Source organism: Kitasatospora sp. NPDC087314, assembly GCF_044744365.1.
Taxonomy (GTDB): domain Bacteria; phylum Actinomycetota; class Actinomycetes; order Streptomycetales; family Streptomycetaceae; genus Kitasatospora.
In genome coordinates this window covers 305593-323199 of record NZ_JBIUYE010000006.1, presented here as the reverse complement: position 1 = coordinate 323199, position 17607 = coordinate 305593, and the positions used below count along the sequence as shown (strand labels likewise).

Below are 17607 nucleotides of genomic sequence, written 5' to 3'. Positions count from 1 at the left end.
CGAGGATCGGCGTACTGGGAACGGGCAACATGGCCGAGGCGCTCGCCACCCACTGGGTGCGGGCCGGGCACCAGGTGACCATCGGGGGGCGGGACGCGCACCAGGCCGAGCGGCTCGCCACGCGCATCGGGGGTGGTGCGCAGCCGGCCGGTCTGCGGGCGGCCGCCGAGTCCGGTCACGTGGTGCTGGCCGCGCTGCCCTTCGGGGCGGGGGCGGAGGTGGCGCGGGACCTGCGGGCGGCCCTGGACGGCAAGGTGCTGATCGACTGCTCCAACCCGGTCGGGCCGGGTTTTCGGCTGCTGACGGAAGGCGGCCCGTCGGCCGCGCAGCGACTGGCCGCGGCGGCCCCGGGAGCCCGGGTGGTCAAGGCCTTCAACCTCTGCCACGAGGACGTGTGGCGGATGCGGCCGCCCGTGTTCGACGGGCGGCCGCTGGCCGTGCCGCTCTGCGGGGACGACGAGGAGGCCCTTGGCCGGGTGCGCGCGCTGGTGCGGGACGTGGGCTGCGAGCCCGTGGCCGGTGGCGGCCTCGAACGGGCGGCGCTGCTCGAAGCGACCGCCGCACTGTTCATCGCGCTGTGGGTCGGCGAGGGGGCGGACGCGCAGGCGATCGCACCACCGCTGGCGTACGCGGTCGGACCGGGCCGTCCCGAAGCGGGGGGCGGCACGGGGCATCCCGACGGCCCGTCCGACACGTGACCGTCCGGCCGATTCGCGGAGAGCCCCGGTGCCCGGGCGGGCCGGGACGGGTCCGGGGCGGCGGTGGCCGGCCGGCCCTCAGGCGCAGGCGCTGTCGGGCACCGGGGGGCGGGCGGACAGGGCGCCGGTGGGCCGACCGGACGGGATCCGGCCGAACGTCGTGCCGGGGCCCGGGACTTGGGGTCATCCGCTCCCCGCCCGCCGGGAGCTGCCCGGGGTCTCAGGCCGTCCGGAACAGTTCGTCCAGGTGGTGGGTGAGGATCGCCAGCGCGGCGTCGCCGGTGCGCTGGCGGCCCAGCACGCTGGAGCCGAGGCCGTTGACCATGGCCAGCAGTCCGGCCGCGGTCATCTCGGGGTCCTTGCCGGGGTCGACCTCCCCGGACCGCTGGGCCGCGCGGATCTGCTTCGCGAGGAAGCCCTCCAGCAGGTCGGGCTGGGGCGTTCCGTGCTTCTCCACCAGCGCGGGATCGCTGAGCACCAGCGTGTAGTACGCGGCGTAGGTCCGGGTGATCCGGCGGCTCTCCGGGTCGGTCGGCAGGATGCTCGACAGGACCGCGGTCACCAGGGCGCGCGGCGTGGGCGGGGAACCCGCCTCGGTGATCCACCGCGCCATGCGGGCCTGGAGCTGGGCGCCGAGCCGCTCCAGCGCGTCCAGCAGGAGCCCTTCCTTGGTCTCGAAGTAGTACTGCACCAGCCGCAGCGAGACGCCGGCCTCGGCGGCGACCGCCCGCATGCTGGCCGACTGCAGCCCCTGGGTGTCGGCGATGCGCAGCAGCGCCTCGGCGATCTGCCGCCTGCGGTCCTCGTGATCGACCCGCACGTTCATGATTCGACCTCCTGGTACACCCGTATCATGCCGTGATACACATGTATCATGCGAATCAGCCAGTTCAAGAACGACCAGGCCAGGGACCGGTTTCAGGCCGCCTACGAGCGGACCCTGGCGCAGCTGTGGCCCGGAGAGCGCACCGCACTGGACCTCCCGACCGCGTTCGGGACCACCCGCGTCTACCGGACCGGCCCGCAGCACGGCGAGCCGATCGTGCTGCTGCCCGGCTCGGGCGGGAACGCGCTGATGTGGCACCGGTACATCGACACGCTGGCCCGGCGCCGCCCGGTCATCGCCGTCGACACGGTCGGCGAGCCGGGCGCGAGCGTGCAGAGCGCCCCGATCGGCGACGGCCGGGACGGCGCCGCCTGGCTGGACGAACTCCTGGCCGCACTGGACGTGACGGACGCCCAGGTGGTCGGCTGCTCCTACGGCGGCTGGCTGGCGCTCAACCACCAGATCCACCACCCCGGACGGGTCGCCTCCCTCACCCTGCTGGACCCCGCGGGCTTCGCCGGCTTCGGCCCCCGCTTCTACGCCTGGCTGATCGCCGGCGGGCTCGCCGCCGCCGCGCCGCGCCCGCTGCGCCCCCGCCTGGCCCGCCTGGTCGGCAACAGCACCGTCCTGGAGGGCGAACTGATGGGCCTGATGCGGGCGTCGATGGGATTTCGCCGCGCACTCCCGGTGCCCCCGGTCTTCTCCGACGAGGAACTGCGCCGCCTGAGTGTCCCCGCACTGTTCCTGCTCGGGGCGCGCAGCGCCCTGCACGACTCGCGCGAGGTCGCCGACCGCATCGGCGGCCTCGTGCCCTCGGCCCGGGTGGAGGTCGTGCCCGGCGCCGGCCACGCCCTGCCGACCGACCGGCCGGACCTGGTGGCCGACCGGATCCTCCACGCCGTCGGCCGGTAGCCCCGCCGGGCGCACGCGCGCGGGGAGCGGGAAGCCGACGGATCCGACGTCCCGCTCGGTACGTCAGGACGGCTGGGCACCGGTGTTCTTCTTCACGATGATCTTCGCCATCGCCATGGACTACACCGTCTTCCTGCTCGCCTCCGCCAAGGAGCACTACGAGCGCACCGGTGACCCCCGCGAGGCCGTGATCGGCGCCCTCGCCCACTCCGGCCGGGTCGTCTTCGCCGCGGCGGGCGTCATGGTCGCCGTGTTCCCCACCTTCGCCCTGTCCGGCCCGCCGCCGCCCAAGGAGACGGGCCTCGTGCTCGGTGTCGCCGTCCTGCTGGACGCGGCCCTGGTCCGGCTCGTCCTGCTCCCCGTGCTGCTGCGCCTGACCGGCCGCGCCGCCTGGCACGCCCCGGCCCGGCTGGACCGCGTCCTGCCGAAGATCGGCTTCTCCCACCGCTGACACCCATACCAAGACCCGTACCCGCGCCCGCGACCGGACGGAAACCGGTTGCGGGCGCGGCCGCACGCCTGCGACCGTACGGCTCCCGCCACCACCCCTCCGCGAGGCCCTGATGACCATCTACTTCTACGGCGCCGACGAAGCCCCCCACGGCTGCTTCTCCAACTTCTCCCCCCCCACCCCCTGCACCTCGACGGACACCTCTGGCCCACCTCCGAGCACTACTTCCAGGCCTAGAAGTTCCCCGGCACCCGCCACGCCGACCTGATCCGTCGTGCCCGCACCCCGCTGCGCGCCGCCGAACTCGGCCGCGACCCCGCCAAACCGTTGCGCCGCGACTGGGAGCGCGTCAAGGACGACGTGATGCGCCGGGCGGTGGAGGCCAAGTTCCGCGAGCACGCCGACATCCGCGCCGTCCTGCTCGCCACCGGTGACGAGGAGATCGTCGAGGACACCGGCACCGACCACTACTGGGGGCGCGGGCGCACCGGCACCGGCCGGAACATGCTCGGCCGCATCCTGATGCGCACCCGCACCCGGCTGCGCGCCGAGTTCCCCGCGGGCGATGCCGCAGGTATATGACGGCGCGTCAGGAGCCGGGCGGAGGCGTGGACATCAGGGCGTGCAGCAGGTCGTCTCCCAGGCCCAGGTCGGTCCGCGACTCGTCCGGCAGGTGGTAGTCGCGGTACCAGTCCGCGGGGGCCTCCGGGTGCGGGCCGCTGACCGCCACCCGGCCGGTGCCGTAGGAGGCGACGACGGCGGCGGCGCGGTTGTTGGAGTAGCGGGCCAGGACGTCCACGCCCGGTCCGTCGACGTCGAAGTACGGGCCGTCCTGGAAGTACATCCGCTGCGGGCGGCCGCGCCAGGAGACGTCGACGAGGTGGTCCTGCTCGTCGGTGACGGTCGCGCCCTGGGAGCGGATGTACTGCCCGGAGTCGCCCGGCAGGAGGTCGTAGCCCGGGTCGCCGGCCAGGTAGCCGCCCATGCACAGGCCCAGGTAGTGCCCGCCGCCGTGGACGTAGTCGCGCACCAGCTCCGGCGAGAAGCCGGGCTCGCGCCGGAGCAGGCCCCACGCGGTGCTCACCTCCTGCCCGTTGGTGCCGCCCGGCTGCACGTACAGCGCGACGCCGGCCAGCGCGCCCGCGCCGAAGTGCAGCCGCTCCTGCGGACCGACGTAGCGCACCGCGAAGCCGTCGCGCTCCAGCAGCTCCCGCGCCGCCTCCGGGCAGCCCTCGCAGGCCGCCGGGCCCCGGTAGACCAGGGCGAGCGGCTGCCCGCCGGGGGCGGCGGTGCCACCGGGGTCGTCGGCCGGGTCGTCCTGGACGGGGGAGGAGCCGCAGGCGGACGCCGTCAGCACCGCCACCGCCACCGCCAGGGCCGCCACGGCCCGTCCGGGCCGCCGCCCACCCCTCATGACCCGCACTCCCGCATCGCCGACACCCCTCCCCGGGCCGTTCGCCATGTACAGCGACGACGCTACGGGCACGGCGGCCCGCACCGCACATCCGCCCCCCCGATCGGATGCCCTCGCGCCGCCCCGTTGACGAGCCGACCGGGGCGGGGCGTCCGCCGGCGCGGGCCTCTCGGAATTGACCCAGGAAAGCGGTGCCGGATTGCCACCTGATGGACGGTCTTTCCGGTCCTAGTCTGGTCACATGACGACGACGAGGAACACCACCGCCCCCGCCCCCGTGCTGACCCGCCACGCCGAGGCCGAGACCTGCGCCGACCCGAGCAGCACCATGACCCTGCTCGCCGACTCGGCCCACACCGAGGGCGGGTTCACGAGCTACCGCTCCACCTTCGCCGAGGGCGCGGTCGGGGCCCCCGCGCACTTCCACACCCGGGCGTGGGAACTGTTCTTCGTGATCAGCGGCTCGCTGCGGGTGCTGGTCGGCGAGGAGGTCACGATCCTGGGCGAGGGCGACTTCCTCGCCGTGCCGCCGCACACCCCGCACGCCTTCGCCGCCGCCCCGGGCGCCGAGGCCGACGTCCTGTTCGTGTTCACGCCGGGCATGGACCGCTTCGACTACCTGCGCCTGCTGGGCCGCGTCATGCGCGGCGAGGCCGACCCGGGCGCGATCGCCGCCTCCGCCGGGCGCTTCGACAACCACTACGTCGACAGCCCCGCCTGGCGCGCCGCCCTGGCCTCCTGAACGCGGGGTGGCCGGGCCGGTCGGGTGGGGGCCGGGCGCTCCCGACGGGCCGGGGCGGGCCGGGTGTGGAACGGTGGAGGCCGGGGGTCCCGGTTGCGAGAGGAGTGGCCAATGTCGTCGAAGCGTCGCCGCAAGAAGAAGGCCCGGGCCAGGCGCGGGGCCAACCACGGCCGCCGCCCCCAGTGCTGAGTCCTGGGTTCTGAGCCCCGAGCGCCGGCCCGCGCAGGCCCCGCCCGTCCGCGCGGCAGCGCGGCCGGGTCGCCGCCCGGCGGGGCCTGCGCGGGCCACAAGCGGCCCGGCCCGCAATCCGCTCCGGCAGCGTGGGCGCGGGGTGGCCGGGGAGCGCAGGACGGGTGGGAAACGCAGAGAGACCGCTCGGGCCGCTGGGGCCGGGCGGTCTCTGCTGTTCGGACGGGCCCATGCGCCAACACGGCCCGCTGCCGGTGTTCCCGAAATGTTTGGAGTAGACAGCGCCCCCGGGTTCCGGACCCGCAGGTCTGGATGACGCTGCTACACATCGTCACATTCGGCCAGGACGGCTACAAGGGCAGGTTGCACAAAAATGCATCAAATTCCGGTTTCGAGCCTCTGAACTGCGTTGATATCGAAGGGTTGTGACGAGATCACGGGCCGGGACCGGGATTCTGGCGCATCAATCCGCGCGATGTTCACCGAACCGATTGGGAATCACCCGTATGCCTGACAGAGTGTTGTGCGAACGGGTACCTCGTGTGACGCCAACCACCGAAGTGCCCGCCCGTTGGAGTAGACAGTGATATAGGAGGACCTCCTCGATGACGAGGAAGCGGAAGAAGAAGCCCGCCCCCGCCCACTGTGCCGCAGACCACCCGGTGCCGTCGCGTCCGGGCCTGCCGTGGCTGCCCGGCCCCGCGCAGGCGGCCGTGGTCGTCGTGGTGGTGGTCGTGGCCGCCGCCCTGGTGACGGCGGGCATGTCGGCGGGAGCGGCACTCGAACTGGCCACCGGCGGCTGCCTGTTGGCCGTCAGGCTTCGGCGGGAGCGGGTCTAGAGGGGAACCCCTGCCCGCCGATGGGACGCCACGAGAAACCGATCGCGGCGACCGAGCCGGCCCTGGGCCGGCTCGCCGCGTGGCTGCGCGAGCAGCGTGACCGGGCCGGACTGACCTACCGTCAGCTCGCCGCCCGGACCAACTACCACCCGACCACCCTGCAACGGGCCACCAGCGGCCGGACCATGCCGAACTGGGAGGTCGTCGAGGCCCTCACCCGGGCCTGTGACGGCGACCTCAAGACGGCCCGCCGCAAGTGGACCCACGCCAACTACTGGGCCCACGTACCCCGGACCTCCGGGGCCCAGCGCCGAGCGCCCCGACGCCTCAACCCCGAGCAGGTCGACTCCCACGCCGACCTGCGCCGGGCGATGCACGAGATGCGGCGCAAGGCCGACTGGCCCTCCCTGGAGGAGCTGGACCGCCGGGCCCGGGCCAGGGGAGGGCGCCTGCCCTCCAGCACCCTGGCCCTGGTCCTCAAGGGCGAGGCCCCGCTGCGCAGGACCGTGTTCGTCACCTACATGGAGGTCTGCGGGGTCAAGGAGGCCCGCCGCGAGCTGTGGGCGGCCGCCTGGGAGCGGACGAACAACGCCCGCCTCCCGGCACCGGTGAACTCCCGTACGTACCAAAGGGAGTTCACCCGGGCCATGCGGTCCTCCAGCAGCGGCACCTCGACGGACATCCTGTTCAGGCTGTGGGTGACCCTGCGCAACAGCCTGGCCGCCGACCGCGCCGAGGACGCCGGGCACCCCGGCCACCCCGCCGCGGCGGGCCGCGACGGCACCGGCGACAGCCCGCCGGTGCTCGTGTGACCGGGTCCGCGGACGGGGACACGCCACCGGCGCCCCCGTCCGCGGACCAGCACCCACCCGCGCCACCCCGGGAACCCACCATGCCGACACCACCACGACAGCCGACCACCGTCACCGCCGGCACCGCCACCGGGCCGGCCCTGGGCCTGTGGGCGCTGTACGACCTCCACCTGCGCCACTACCTGGACTACGCCGCCCTGCTGCTCACCCCGGCCGACGCCCCGCTGGCCGTCCAGGGCGCCTTCGAGGACCTCAGCGGCCAGTGGCTCGACGCCCTGGCCACCGCCAGCCCGGCGGCCTGCGCCTGGCAGGCGGTCCGCCGCCGCGTCTGCGCCCTGGCCGGCCCGCGCCCGCTCGGGCCGGTCGCCCACCTCACCGCCCCCCAGCAGGACGTCCTCCTGCTGCACCTGGTCCTGGACCTGCCCGCCGCCGAGGTCGCCGCCGTGACCGGCACCGAACCGGGCGCCGTCCATGTGCAGTTGCGCTCGCTGGCGGCCGAACGCCGGTAGCACCCCAGCCCGTTCGGGCCAGGCCGGTCATCGCACCGGGCCCCCGACCGGGTCGGGGGCGGCGGGGGAGGGGGCGGTGCGCGCGGCGCGGCGGCGTCAGGGCGCGGGGTGCCGGCGGGCCGCGTCCCGGCGGACGATGACGTCGATCAGCTCGCTGACCGTGTCCAGGCCCTCGGGGGAGAGGCCGACCGCCCGCAGTGCCAGGCTGCGTACGCCCGCGTCGCGCAGCGCGCCGAGCAGGGCGAGCTCCTTGGCGATCTCGGCGCCCTGCCGCTCGTCGAAGAAGTACGCGGGCGGCACCTGGAAGAACTGGGCCAGCGCCTCCAGGTGACGCTTGGTCGGGTTGTCCCGGCGCCCGGTGCGCAGCTGCCACAGGTAGGTGGTGGAGAACGACTCCCCGGTCGCCTCGCGGCAGGCCCGGGCCACCTCCTCGTTGGTGTACTGCTCGCGGTCGGGCCGGCGGACGGTGTGGAACAGCGCCTCGATCCTGGCCGCGAGCCCGGACAACTCCACCGGACCGTCCTCCCGGTTCGACTCCCCCATGGCCCACCCTCCCCACCGGGCCCCGCGCGTCCCGTCCCGGTGGGCGGGCAGGGCCGGCCAGGTCACGATAGCCCAACGGAATCAGCTGGCGTGGATCCGAAGATACCGCCGATCCACACCAGTTGACCCCTTCCGCGGCGGCTGACATCCTGGACGGGCACGCGGACCAGGCTGCCTGACGACCCATCACATCAGTTCGTGTTGCCGCAACTTGACGTTTCCCCCCGATCGGCCAAGCGATCTCGGCAGGCCGGTGGAGTGACCGACTCCTCAGGTTCCGCGCGGCGTCGACGCCCGAGGCGCCACCGGCCCGACCGGCCGGACGCACCGACGGCACGAAGTGAGAAGGGGACACCCGTGGACACGGCGCCGCGACACCGGACGGTGCGGCTGGGCTTCCTGTGGCGGGCCGCGGGCGCACCCATCGGCTGTGCACTCGCCCTGGCGACGGGCGTCGTGCTCGCCGACACCGGGGCCGCGGGCCGGATGGGCGCCGTCCCCGCGCTGCTGCTGTCGAGCGCGACGGTCCTGGGCGTGGCGCTGCCCGTCCCGTACGGCTTCTGGCTGCGCGCGGACGACCACGGCCTGACCCTGGTCCGGGTGTTCGTCCCGCGCCGCTACCGGTGGCAGGACATCGAGGGCCTCACGATGGACGCCGGGCAGGACACCGAATCCGGCACCCCCCGGCTGGTCCTGCTGCTGTGCCTGACGCCTGCGCCCCGCCGGACGGCGCGCACCTCCCGCCCGGCCCGCCCGGCCCGCCCGGCCCGCCCGGCCCGCCCGGCCCGCCCGGCCCGTACCGCCCGTACCGCGCGCCTGCACGGGCCGGTCCTCGGCATCCTGGGCACCACCCGGGACGGACTGCCGCGCGGCACCGAACCCCGCGGCCTCGCCGAACTGTTCGACCTGCTCCGGCGCCACGGCGTCCCGTTCGAGGACCGCCGCTACGCCGACCTCGTCCTCACCGCCCACGGCTACCCCGCGCTCGCCCACACCGCCCCCGGCGGGCCCGCGCCCGTCCCCGCCCAGCCCGAACCCGCTCCGTCCGAACCCGCCCGGCCCACCGTTCGCCCCGACGCTTCCTGACCGGCCGGCCCGCGCCGGCCGGCCGTCCGGACCGGTGTGATGGAGCCGGTGCGATGGGGCCGGTGCGATTGAGCCGAGCGGCGGTCGGCGGCCGTTGACTTCGAGGGAGGCGCGCCCGCCCGGACGGTGCGCCAGGACGTCAGGAGTGCGGCCATGCTCAGGTTCCACGGCGCGTGGAGGATCACGGTGGTCGGCAAGGACGCGAGCTTCGACCAGCGCGCGGTGGTGCGCGGCCCCTACGGCACCCGGGTGGTCCCCGGCCGGGTCGGCGCCACGCTGGAAGTCGACGAGGACAGCTGGACGCTGGCCCTGGAACACCACCTGTGGGGCCGCACCTGGCAGCCGAACCTGCGGGTCACCCCCGGGCCCGTCACCGAACGCGACGGCGTCCGCAGCCGCCTGGTGACCAGCAACGACTGCCACTGGCCCGGCAAGGCCATGGACTACGTCAACTTCGTCATCCGCCTCGACCAGGTCCTCGCCCCGGCCCCCGCCCCGAACCGGGCCACCCGCCCCGTCGAGGCCCTGCCCGCCGCGCCGCGGGCCGTCCGTACCTCCTCCTCGGGCGGCCTCGGCGCGCCCGCGCCCCGCCCGGCGCAGACCACGGGCACCCCGGCCCACCCCGGCACCCCCGCCCGGCCCGGCATCCCGGCCCAGCCCGGCACCCCGGCCCGGCGCGCCTCCACCGCCTGGTAGCCCGGCGGCCGCAGCGGCACGCCCGATAAAGTCCCAGGTGAGCGCCGCCCACCCGAGGAGACCCCGCCATGCCGACCGCCCCCGCCACCGGAGCCCCCGCCGACCGCCCGCCCATCGCGCGCTACGGCCTGGGCACCGCGGCCGTCGGCCGGCCCGGCTACATCACCCTCGGCCGCGACGCCGACCTGCCCGCCGAACGCACCGTCGAGGCGCTGCGCGAGCGCACCCACGCCCTGCTCGACGCCGCGTACGCCGCCGGCGTTCGCTACCTGGACACCGCCCGTTCCTACGGCCGCGCCGAGGAGTTCGTCGCCCAGTGGCTGGCCGAGCACCCCGAGGCCGCGGCGCAGGTGACGGTCGGCAGCAAGTGGGGCTACACCTACACCGCCGGCTGGCAGGCCACCGGGGTGGCCGCGCACGAGGTCAAGGAGCACTCGACGGCGGTGTTCGACCGCCAGGTCCGCGAGAGCCGGGCGCTGCTGGGCCCGCACCTGGACGTCTACCTGGTCCACTCCGTCACCCCGGACAGCCCCGCCCTCACCGACGCCGCCCTGCACGCCCGTCTGGCCGACCTGGCCGGACAGGGCGTGCGGATCGGCCTGTCCACCAGCGGCCCGGCCCAGGCGGACACCATCCGCGCCGCCCTGGAGGTCACCGTGGACGGCCGGCCGCTGTTCGCCGCCGTCCAGGCCACCTGGAACCTGCTGGAGCCCTCCGCCGCCCCCGCCCTGGCCGAGGCCCACGCCGCCGGCTGGCTGGTGGTCGTCAAGGAGGGCATGGCCAACGGCCGCCTGGCCGGCCGCAACGCCACCGGGGACGACACCGCCGCGCTGCGCGCCCTCGCCGCCCGCACCGGTGCGTCCGTCGACGCCCTCGCCCTGGCCGCGGCCGCCGCCCAGCCCTGGGCGAGCCTGGTGCTGTCCGGCGCAGCCACCGTCGACCAGCTCGCCTCCAACCTCACCGCCGCCACCCTGCACCCGGCCCCCGAGGACCTGGCCGCCCTCGCCGCCCTGGCCGAACCTGCCGAGGCGTACTGGCGCACCCGGGCCGCCCTGCCCTGGGCCTGACGCCCCGCCCGCCGCCCGCTGTCGGTGCCCGCTGTCGGTGCCGACGCCCCCGCCCCCCGCCGGCCTGTGGCAGCAGCTCCACCGCGCCCACCCGCAGTCCGGCCTGTGGCCGCTGCTGCCCGTCCCCCTGGGCGCGGACCCGGACCCGGACTTCCGCCCCTGGCTGTCCGGCGAGCTCTTCCCGGCGCCGTGTCCGACCCCGCCTACTACGCCCCCGACGCCCTGCTGCGGCGCTGGTGGGAGCAGGGCGCCGGCACCGGGGAAGACAGCGAGGGCGGTGCCGGCCCCGAGGGCGCCGGCGGACTCCAGGCCGCCCTGGCCCCCTACGGCCCCGCCTGGCCCGGTCCGGCCCCGCCGCCACCGTCCCCGGCGGCGCCCCCGGCGTCGAGGCCCGCGGTCTGGCCGATGCGCTGCTGTCCGTACGGGAGGCGCGCCTCGGCCTGGTCCGGGCGGGCAGCGGTGCCGAGGCGCTGGCCGCCTGCGGATGGAGCGGCCCGGTCAACCATCAGTGGAACCGGAGGGTGCCACCGGCTTTGGCCGGTGGGGGAATCCGGCTTCCCGCGAAGCGGGTCAGGGGTAGCCGAATCGCCATCAAGGCGATCCGGCGTCCCGGGAGGGACGGTAGTGGGAGCGATCTCTGGCAGGTGGGGCGGAGCGGAGTTGAGGGACCGGCGGTCGGTGGCCGCCTGGTCGACGAGTCGGGTGTGCCGGTTGCCGGGGGTAACAACGTGAACGTGATGACGCTGGCCACTGCGTGCCGATAGGGTGACGGTGTGTCACGTTTTCGGATGTATCCGACGCCCGCGCAGGAAGAGCGGATGCTCTTGCACTGCGCGCACGCCCGGTACGTCTGGAACCTCGCGGCCGAGCAGCACGCTCATTGGAAGCCGGGTCGCAAGGCGGCGCCCGGGTTTGCGGAGCAGTGTCGGCAGCTCACCGTGGCCCGGCGCGAATGAGTGGCTCGGCGCAGGCAACGCGGACGTTCAGCAGCAGGCGCTCAAGGACTTCACGAAGGCCAAGCAGGCGCGTTTCACCTCCGGGTTCGGTGAGCCGACCTGGCGTAGGAAGTACCGGCATGAGGGCTTCCGCGTCATCGGCACCGACCGCGTACCCGAGTGGGAGACGGACGGGTCGCCGAGGTTGAACGCCAGGGGCCGTCAGGTCATGGGCCGCTCGGTGGTGGTGCAGAAGCTCAACCGCCGGTGGGCTCAGGTCAGGGTTCCCGGTTGCGGATGGGTCCGCTTCCGTCTCACCCGCCCGGGGCTTCCTTCGGCGAAGACGTTCCGTGTCACCTGGCGAAACGGTCAGTGGCACGTCGCGTTCGCCGTCGTACCCGACCCGATACCTGCGCCCGGCACGGGCGGGATCATCGGTATCGACCGGGGCGTGGCCATCACCGCGGCCCTGTCCGACGGACGGACGCTGAACTGCCCACAGCTCACGGTCAAGGAACGCGCGCAGATCCGCAAGGCCCAGCGACGCGCCGCACGCGCACCCAAGGGCAGCGATCGCAAGACAGACGAGTACGCCGAGGCCGCACGACTCAGGGCGCGTGAGGCGAACCGGCGCAAGGACTGGTGCGAGAAGACCTCAACCATGCTCGCCCGGAGCTTTGACGTCATCCGGTTCGAGAAGCTGAACATCAAGAACATGACCGCCTCCGCCAAGGGCACCACGGCGGAACCGGGTAGGAGCGTGACACAGAAAGCCGGGCTGAACCGGGCCATCCTTGCCCAGGGCTGGGGCCTCCTGCGTCAGCGCACTGAGCACAAGGCCCCCGGACGTGTGCAGGACGTGCCGGCCCCGTACACCAGTCTGCGGTGCAGCGCCTGCGGATGGATCGAGAAGGAGTCGCGCAAGAGCCAAGCCGACTTCGAGTGCGTATCCTGCGGCTTCACCTGCAATGCGGATACCAACGCAGCAACCAACGTCGCGGTAGGACAGGCCGTAAGGCCCCGGAGGACATCTTCCGGTACCGGAGGGGCAACACCGCACCAGCGGTCGAGTGCCCGTGAACCTCAACACCCCGCCGGTGTTGGAATCCCCCGGCTTTAGCCGGGGGAGGATGTCAACAGTGGTCGTTCTGGTGGGACTGACCCCGTACCGCCCCCGGGCCGGTCAGTACTCGGAGCTGGGCGCGGAGGCGGTGGGCCCGAGGTCGGGCCGGTCGCGCAGCTCCACCGCCTCGCCGTGGCGGTCGAGTTCGAGGACGACGAGGTCGTTGGCGCCGGCGCGCCACAGCGGTGCGGGGGCGTAGAGGGTGCGCTGCGGGCCGGCGGCGCTGTAGCGGCCGAGCAGGAAGCCGTTGAGCCACAGCAGGCCGCGTCCCCAGCCGGGCAGGGCGACGAAGGCGTCGGCGGGGGAGTCGAGGGCGGCGGTGAAGCGGTGGAACGCCGGGTGGCCCGCGCGCGCCGCCACCGACTCCTCGAAGGCCAGACGCCCCAGGTCGGTGAGCGGCAGCGGCCGGATCTGCCAGCCGAACAGCCGCTGGCCGCCGTGTGAGACCCCGCGGGTGATGCCCTTGCGGTCGTCCATCTGCGGGCCGTGACGCCGGGCGGGCGCCCGTCGGCGAACACGTGCGCGCGGTCCGCCAACCCGTCGATGCGCAGCGGGAGTTCGTGATCGGCGCCGCGACCGTCGACGCGCGTGTCGGCAGCCGCCGTCGAGGCCCAGGGGCGCGCACGTCCACGGCGAGAGGGCGGGCGCCGGGGTCGGCGCCCGCCCTCTTCCCCCGTGCCCCCGTGGCGGAGGGTCAGCTCCAGGGGTTGGCCGGCTGGTCGTTGATGGCGGTCCAGAAGCGGGTGCCGGCGGGCAGGGTGCCGTTGGCCCACAGGCCCCAGCCCGCGCCGTCGTGGAACTCGGCCATCCTGAAGCCGGTGCCGAAGTAGCCGGCGCAGAGCTGGTCGGCGGCGGCGCGGCTGGTGAGCTGGCTGCCGGAAGTGGGGATGGTGGCCTTCACCTCGCCGCCGGCCCAGCTGTGGTAGCCGCTGGTGGGCACGCCGGCGGGGGCGGGGCGGCCGTCCTGCTTGAGGCACAGCACGGGCAGCTGCGCGGAGGCGGGGGTGTCGCCGCTGTACGGGTTGCTGTTGTTGTCGTAGCCGACGTGCACGACGTTGTCGGAGCGCTGCTCAAGGGCGGCCCAGGTCATGCCGTTGTGGGTGGCGACCTTGCCGAACAGGGCCTCGTAGGTGCCGCGGTAGATGTCCCACTCCTGGTACCCGCCGTCGTTGCAGGGGAACATGTAGAGCCGCCAGCCCCCGCCGATCCTGTGCTCGGTGTTGTCCAGGCACTGGGAGTTGGAGATGTTCTGCAGTCGGATCCCGATCAGGTCGTACCTCGACGTGCTGTCGGCCGCGGTCCACGGCGTGACCCGCCACTGCTGCGAGGTGTCGTCGGTGCGGCACCCGGCGCTGGAGGGGGTGTAGTCGGCGGTCAGGCAGTAGCGCTGGTCGTTGGTGTTGTTGAGGGTGTAGACGCTCGGCAGGCCCGCGACGGGCTTGAACACCCACTGGCCCGGGCCGTCGGACGGCGCGCAGGGGTGCAGGCCGGTGTCCAGCAGCGCGCCGTTGGGACAGCGCTCGGACTTCTGGTTGAACAGGATCGACGAGGGGGTGTCGGCCGAGGCGGAGCCGCCCGGGACCAGCACCAGGCCGGTCAGGGCGAGCGCGATGCCGAGGACGACACGCCGGACTAACGAACGCACAGGGCTCTCCAGGAAGGGGAGACGACGGGGGACGGCGGCCGGACCGGGTGGCACGGGGGTGCCCTCCGGGCCGCCCGCCGCCGTCAGCTTGTCAGCGTCCGATCAATCGCCGGTATCCCAGTTTTCTGGGGGGGCGCCCGGCACCCCACCCCACCCCGCCCCCACCACCCTGCCGACGGTTGCGGTCGCCCGGCTCAGCCGGCCGGCTGAGCCGGGGGCAGAGTGATCACTGGGCCGAGAGGGTGGCATAGGCCGTCGTAGGTCATGGCCTGCAGGGGAGGGCAGGGGGCCAGGGTCGGCACCGGCTTGAAGGTCTGCAGGGGCGGCCTGGGCGGCACGGTCCAGTCGGAGGACGGCTCGGCGGCGGGCGCCTTGGTGTGGGTGGGTGGCTGCGGCTGCGTGCCCGCCGGGGCGGCGGCGGGTGGAACCGCCTTGTCCGGGGCGGGGGTGGATGGAACCGTCTTGTCCCGGGCGGCCGTCGGGCGTGGGCGGGCCGGGGTCGTCGGCTTGGCGGCCGGCGGCTCGGGGTCGGTGGCGGGCACGGCCTCGGCCCCGTCCGCCGCCGGCGTGGCCGTGGGTGTCTCGGCCGTCTCCGGCGCCGTCGGCGCGGCGGCCGGCGGCGAAGGGGCCGGTGCGGTTTCCGGGGGCGGCGCGGCGGGGGAGGGGCTCGACGTGACAGCCGCGTCCGGCGCCGTCGGGGCGGTGCCCGGCGAGCCCGTGAGCAGCAGCGCGGCGCCGATCCCGGCCGCGCCGAGGACGCCCGCCCCCGCCGCGATGCCGACGGAGCGCCTGCGGCGGCGCCGTGCCCCGGCGTCCTGTGCCGCCTCCGTGCTCCGCGGCTCGCCCCCGGTGCTGTCCTGCATTCGGTCCCACCCTGCCCGCTGTCTGATGATCATCCGCTTCGAACTGCGCGGATGCTAGCAGGCACCCCGTCGCGGACCCCGTCGCGCCCCCTGTTGCGGTCCGCCCCGTCAGGGCCGGGGCCAGGGGCGGCCGTCGAGGTGCTCGATGTCGGTGTTGAAACGGCGCAGGTAGGCGGCGAAGGCGGTGACGTCCTGGGCGGACCAGTCGGCCATCACCCGGTCCAGGGCCTCCACGTGGGCCTCGCGCTCCTCGTCCAGGCGGCGGTCGCCCTCGTCGGTGAGGCGGAACTTGCGGGCCATCCCGCCGTCCGGGTCGGCGATCCGCTCGACCAGGCCGGCGCGCGTCATGGCGGCGGTCTGCCGGTTGAGGGTGGAGGCGTCCAGGTTGAAGGCCTCGCTCAGCTCGCCGATGGACATCGGGCCCTGGATGCGGATGCGGCTGAGCAGGATGTACGCGCTGCGCTCCAGGGTGCTGCCGCTCGGTCGGGCGGCGGACTGGCTCAGGTAGTGGTGGCGGCCGAGCACCATGTACTCGAACTCGACCAGGTGCGTGCGTTCGCCCATGCCGTGCTCCCTCGCCCTTCATCCTCATCGCCGCAGCGCTGACCTGCGGGTTTCGCGGTTCCTGCCCAGTATGGCAAAGGGGTGTGACCCGGCCATGTAGTGTGCTCGATACATATGATGTGCACGATACACATCCAGCGCGTCCAGTCCCCGAGGAGTCCCGCCATGGACGGCCCCCAGCCCGCCGGCCCGACCGCCACCGGCACGTCCACCACCGGCATCGTCGCCACCCTCGCCTTCACCGGCACCGTGGCCGCGATCATGCAGACCCTGGTCACCCCCCTGATCGGCGAACTGCCCCGCCTGCTGCACACCACGCCGTCCAACGCCTCCTGGGCGATCACCGCGACCCTGCTCGCCGGCGCCGTCTTCGTCCCCATCAGCGGACGCCTCGGCGACCTGCTCGGCAAACGCCGCATGCTGCTGGCCTGCTGCGTACCGCTGTTCATCGGCTCGGTCCTGTGCGCACTCGCCTCCGCCGCCGTCCCGATGATCGTCGGCCGCGGCCTGCAGGGCATGGGCATGGGCGTGGTCCCGCTCGGCATCAGCCTGCTGCGCGAGGTCCTGCCGCCCGAACGCCTCGGCTCCGCCATCGCCCTGGTCAGCGCCTCGATGGGGATCGGCGGCGGCCTCGGCCTGCCGATCGCCGCCGCCGTCGCCGAGTACGCGAGCTGGCGGGCGCTGTTCTGGGGCGCCGCCGCACTCACCCTGGTCGTCGCCGCGATGATCCGCTTCCTCGTCCCCGCCCCCGCCCGGCGCCCCGCCGCAGGACGCTTCGACCCCGTCGGCGCGGCCGGCTTGGGCGCCGGCCTGGTCTGCCTGCTCCTGCCCGTCTCCAAGGGTGCCGACTGGGGCTGGACCGCCCCCCTCACCCTCGGCCTGTTCGCCGCCGCCGTCGTCCTGCTGCTCGCCTGGGGCCGGTGGGAACTGCGCTGCGCCGAACCGCTGGTGGACCTGCGGGTCACCGCCCGCCCCCGGGTGCTGCTGACCAACGCGGCCTCCGTCCTGGTCGGCTTCGGCATGTACGCGCAGGCGCTGATCATCCCCCAGCTGCTCCAACTGCCCGAGGCCACCGGCTACGGCCTGGGCCGGTCGATGCTGGCGATGGGCCTGTGGATGGCGCCCTCGGGCCTGATGATGATGGCCGTCTCACCGCTGGGCGCACGCCTGTCGGCCGCCCGCGGCCCCAAGTTCACCCTGGTCGCCGGCGCCCTCGCGATCGCCGTCGGGTACGGGCTCTCGATGGTCCTGATCGGCTCCACCTGGGGCGTGCTGGTGGTGACGCTGGTGTGCAACGGCGGCGTGGGCCTGGCCTACGGCGCGATGCCCGCGCTGATCATGAGCGCGGTGCCGCTGTCCGAGACGGCGTCCGCGAACAGCTTCAACACCCTGATGCGCTCGCTCGGCACCTCCGTCTCCGCCGCCGTGGTGGGCGTGGTCCTCTCCCAGCTCACCACCACCCTGGGCGGCCACACCCTGCCGTCGGAGAGCGGCTTCAGGGTCGGCCTGCTGATCGGCTGCGGCGTGGCCCTCGCCGCCGCCGCCGTCGCCGCCACCATCCCCGCCCCGCCCACCGCCGCGCCCGCCGGCCGCCCGGCCCCCGCCAAGGACGCCGCAACGACCTGACCACCCGTCGGACCACCCTGCTCCCACGCCGCCGCCCCCGGCACCCACCGGGGGCGGTCCCGACTAC

At 74.5% G+C, this 17607-nt stretch carries 22 protein-coding genes; 14 read left to right on the top strand and 8 right to left on the bottom strand.

The window, feature by feature from the left end:
* The first annotated feature begins 29 nt into the window (after positions 1 to 29).
* Entirely contained in the window at positions 30 to 698 is a 669-nt protein-coding gene (locus tag ACIO5E_RS15735) for an NADPH-dependent F420 reductase (protein WP_400667946.1), read from the top strand.
* Positions 699 to 918: 220 nt separating this feature from the next.
* On the opposite strand, the gene ACIO5E_RS15730 is transcribed toward ACIO5E_RS15735, so the two are convergent.
* Positions 919 to 1518: a TetR/AcrR family transcriptional regulator gene (locus ACIO5E_RS15730; protein ID WP_400667945.1), complete on the bottom strand. Its 600-nt coding sequence runs from the start codon at positions 1516 to 1518 to the stop codon at positions 919 to 921.
* A 54-nt stretch (positions 1519 to 1572) separates the two neighbouring features.
* Here ACIO5E_RS15730 and ACIO5E_RS15725 point away from each other — a divergent pair, with 54 nt between their 5' ends.
* The 3 genes from ACIO5E_RS15725 (at position 1573) to ACIO5E_RS15715 (ending at position 3469) form a co-directional block, all read left to right on the top strand.
* On the top strand, positions 1573 to 2436 hold the full coding sequence (locus ACIO5E_RS15725; RefSeq protein ID WP_400667642.1) for an alpha/beta fold hydrolase: 864 nt from the start codon (positions 1573 to 1575) through the stop codon (positions 2434 to 2436).
* Between the two features lie 82 nt (positions 2437 to 2518).
* Entirely contained in the window at positions 2519 to 2887 is a 369-nt protein-coding gene (locus ACIO5E_RS15720; RefSeq protein WP_400667640.1) for an MMPL family transporter, read from the top strand.
* A gap of 264 nt (positions 2888 to 3151) precedes the next feature.
* Positions 3152 to 3469, top strand: coding sequence for an NADAR family protein (locus ACIO5E_RS15715; protein ID WP_400667943.1), 318 nt, complete (start codon positions 3152 to 3154; stop codon positions 3467 to 3469).
* Positions 3470 to 3476: 7 nt separating this feature from the next.
* On the opposite strand, the gene ACIO5E_RS15710 is transcribed toward ACIO5E_RS15715, so the two are convergent.
* Positions 3477 to 4301 (bottom strand): hypothetical protein, encoded by an 825-nt coding sequence (locus tag ACIO5E_RS15710; protein WP_400667638.1) that lies wholly within the window; start codon positions 4299 to 4301, stop codon positions 3477 to 3479.
* A 241-nt stretch (positions 4302 to 4542) separates the two neighbouring features.
* Here ACIO5E_RS15710 and ACIO5E_RS15705 point away from each other — a divergent pair, with 241 nt between their 5' ends.
* From ACIO5E_RS15705 to ACIO5E_RS15690, 4 genes are all read left to right on the top strand, one after another.
* Positions 4543 to 5043, top strand: a complete 501-nt coding sequence (locus tag ACIO5E_RS15705) for a cupin domain-containing protein (RefSeq protein WP_400667637.1) — start codon at positions 4543 to 4545, stop codon at positions 5041 to 5043.
* A 794-nt stretch (positions 5044 to 5837) separates the two neighbouring features.
* Positions 5838 to 6071 carry a hypothetical protein gene (locus ACIO5E_RS15700; RefSeq protein ID WP_400667635.1) on the top strand — a complete coding sequence of 78 codons (234 nt, stop codon included), beginning with the start codon at positions 5838 to 5840 and terminating at the stop codon, positions 6069 to 6071.
* Positions 6072 to 6091: 20 nt separating this feature from the next.
* Complete coding sequence (locus tag ACIO5E_RS15695; RefSeq protein ID WP_400667634.1) at positions 6092 to 6883, top strand: helix-turn-helix domain-containing protein; 792 nt, start codon at positions 6092 to 6094, stop codon at positions 6881 to 6883.
* Between the two features lie 80 nt (positions 6884 to 6963).
* Complete coding sequence (locus tag ACIO5E_RS15690) at positions 6964 to 7392, top strand: sigma factor-like helix-turn-helix DNA-binding protein (protein ID WP_280677473.1); 429 nt, start codon at positions 6964 to 6966, stop codon at positions 7390 to 7392.
* A gap of 96 nt (positions 7393 to 7488) precedes the next feature.
* Here ACIO5E_RS15690 and ACIO5E_RS15685 read toward each other — a convergent pair whose 3' ends face one another.
* Positions 7489 to 7935 (bottom strand): XRE family transcriptional regulator, encoded by a 447-nt coding sequence (locus tag ACIO5E_RS15685; RefSeq protein WP_400667631.1) that lies wholly within the window; start codon positions 7933 to 7935, stop codon positions 7489 to 7491.
* A gap of 357 nt (positions 7936 to 8292) precedes the next feature.
* Between ACIO5E_RS15685 and ACIO5E_RS15680 the strand changes: the two genes are divergently transcribed.
* The 3 genes from ACIO5E_RS15680 (at position 8293) to ACIO5E_RS15670 (ending at position 10784) form a co-directional block, all read left to right on the top strand.
* Positions 8293 to 9021, top strand: coding sequence for a PH domain-containing protein (locus ACIO5E_RS15680; protein WP_400667630.1), 729 nt, complete (start codon positions 8293 to 8295; stop codon positions 9019 to 9021).
* 153 nt (positions 9022 to 9174) lie between these two features.
* Positions 9175 to 9717: a hypothetical protein gene (locus tag ACIO5E_RS15675; protein WP_400667628.1), complete on the top strand. Its 543-nt coding sequence runs from the start codon at positions 9175 to 9177 to the stop codon at positions 9715 to 9717.
* 68 nt (positions 9718 to 9785) lie between these two features.
* Entirely contained in the window at positions 9786 to 10784 is a 999-nt protein-coding gene (locus ACIO5E_RS15670; protein ID WP_400667626.1) for an aldo/keto reductase, read from the top strand.
* A gap of 323 nt (positions 10785 to 11107) precedes the next feature.
* Here ACIO5E_RS15670 and ACIO5E_RS15665 read toward each other — a convergent pair whose 3' ends face one another.
* Complete coding sequence (locus ACIO5E_RS15665) at positions 11108 to 11290, bottom strand: hypothetical protein (RefSeq protein WP_400667624.1); 183 nt, start codon at positions 11288 to 11290, stop codon at positions 11108 to 11110.
* Between the two features lie 282 nt (positions 11291 to 11572).
* Between ACIO5E_RS15665 and ACIO5E_RS15660 the strand changes: the two genes are divergently transcribed.
* The gene (locus tag ACIO5E_RS15660) at positions 11573 to 11740 is read left to right on the top strand and encodes a helix-turn-helix domain-containing protein (RefSeq protein WP_400667622.1); all 168 of its coding nucleotides are present in this window, start codon (positions 11573 to 11575) and stop codon (positions 11738 to 11740) included.
* Positions 11697 to 12839 (top strand): RNA-guided endonuclease InsQ/TnpB family protein, encoded by a 1143-nt coding sequence (locus ACIO5E_RS15655; protein ID WP_400667620.1) that lies wholly within the window; start codon positions 11697 to 11699, stop codon positions 12837 to 12839. The genes ACIO5E_RS15660 and ACIO5E_RS15655 overlap by 44 nt, the downstream gene beginning before the upstream one ends.
* Before the next feature lie 63 nt (positions 12840 to 12902).
* Here ACIO5E_RS15655 and ACIO5E_RS15650 read toward each other — a convergent pair whose 3' ends face one another.
* The 4 genes from ACIO5E_RS15650 to ACIO5E_RS15635 all read right to left on the bottom strand — a co-directional run bounded on the left by ACIO5E_RS15650 (position 12903) and on the right by ACIO5E_RS15635 (position 15914).
* Positions 12903 to 13319 carry a hypothetical protein gene (locus tag ACIO5E_RS15650; RefSeq protein WP_400667618.1) on the bottom strand — a complete coding sequence of 139 codons (417 nt, stop codon included), beginning with the start codon at positions 13317 to 13319 and terminating at the stop codon, positions 12903 to 12905.
* Between the two features lie 217 nt (positions 13320 to 13536).
* On the bottom strand, positions 13537 to 14487 hold the full coding sequence (locus ACIO5E_RS15645; protein WP_400667616.1) for a hypothetical protein: 951 nt from the start codon (positions 14485 to 14487) through the stop codon (positions 13537 to 13539).
* 194 nt (positions 14488 to 14681) lie between these two features.
* Positions 14682 to 15350 (bottom strand): hypothetical protein, encoded by a 669-nt coding sequence (locus ACIO5E_RS15640; protein ID WP_400667614.1) that lies wholly within the window; start codon positions 15348 to 15350, stop codon positions 14682 to 14684.
* A gap of 108 nt (positions 15351 to 15458) precedes the next feature.
* Positions 15459 to 15914, bottom strand: coding sequence for a MarR family winged helix-turn-helix transcriptional regulator (locus ACIO5E_RS15635; RefSeq protein ID WP_400667613.1), 456 nt, complete (start codon positions 15912 to 15914; stop codon positions 15459 to 15461).
* A 165-nt stretch (positions 15915 to 16079) separates the two neighbouring features.
* Between ACIO5E_RS15635 and ACIO5E_RS15630 the strand changes: the two genes are divergently transcribed.
* Positions 16080 to 17540: an MFS transporter gene (locus tag ACIO5E_RS15630; RefSeq protein ID WP_400667611.1), complete on the top strand. Its 1461-nt coding sequence runs from the start codon at positions 16080 to 16082 to the stop codon at positions 17538 to 17540.
* The last annotated feature ends 67 nt before the right edge of the window (positions 17541 to 17607 follow it).

Coding starts and splice junctions, on each gene's coding strand:
- ACIO5E_RS15675 (WP_400667628.1), top strand. CDS start 9,175: ATGCTCAGGTTCCACGGCGCGTGGAGGATCACGGTGGTCGGCAAGGAC.
- ACIO5E_RS15630 (WP_400667611.1), top strand. CDS start 16,080: ATGGACGGCCCCCAGCCCGCCGGCCCGACCGCCACCGGCACGTCCACC.
- ACIO5E_RS15635 (WP_400667613.1), bottom strand. CDS start 15,914: ATGGGCGAACGCACGCACCTGGTCGAGTTCGAGTACATGGTGCTCGGC.
- ACIO5E_RS15650 (WP_400667618.1), bottom strand. CDS start 13,319: ATGGACGACCGCAAGGGCATCACCCGCGGGGTCTCACACGGCGGCCAG.
- ACIO5E_RS15700 (WP_400667635.1), top strand. CDS start 5,838: ATGACGAGGAAGCGGAAGAAGAAGCCCGCCCCCGCCCACTGTGCCGCA.
- ACIO5E_RS15670 (WP_400667626.1), top strand. CDS start 9,786: ATGCCGACCGCCCCCGCCACCGGAGCCCCCGCCGACCGCCCGCCCATC.
- ACIO5E_RS15640 (WP_400667614.1), bottom strand. CDS start 15,350: ATGCAGGACAGCACCGGGGGCGAGCCGCGGAGCACGGAGGCGGCACAG.
- ACIO5E_RS15735 (WP_400667946.1), top strand. CDS start 30: ATGGCCGAGGCGCTCGCCACCCACTGGGTGCGGGCCGGGCACCAGGTG.
- ACIO5E_RS15690 (WP_280677473.1), top strand. CDS start 6,964: ATGCCGACACCACCACGACAGCCGACCACCGTCACCGCCGGCACCGCC.
- ACIO5E_RS15665 (WP_400667624.1), bottom strand. CDS start 11,290: ATGGTTGACCGGGCCGCTCCATCCGCAGGCGGCCAGCGCCTCGGCACC.
- ACIO5E_RS15705 (WP_400667637.1), top strand. CDS start 4,543: ATGACGACGACGAGGAACACCACCGCCCCCGCCCCCGTGCTGACCCGC.
- ACIO5E_RS15725 (WP_400667642.1), top strand. CDS start 1,573: ATGCGAATCAGCCAGTTCAAGAACGACCAGGCCAGGGACCGGTTTCAG.
- ACIO5E_RS15660 (WP_400667622.1), top strand. CDS start 11,573: ATGTATCCGACGCCCGCGCAGGAAGAGCGGATGCTCTTGCACTGCGCG.
- ACIO5E_RS15710 (WP_400667638.1), bottom strand. CDS start 4,301: ATGAGGGGTGGGCGGCGGCCCGGACGGGCCGTGGCGGCCCTGGCGGTG.
- ACIO5E_RS15685 (WP_400667631.1), bottom strand. CDS start 7,935: ATGGGGGAGTCGAACCGGGAGGACGGTCCGGTGGAGTTGTCCGGGCTC.
- ACIO5E_RS15695 (WP_400667634.1), top strand. CDS start 6,092: ATGGGACGCCACGAGAAACCGATCGCGGCGACCGAGCCGGCCCTGGGC.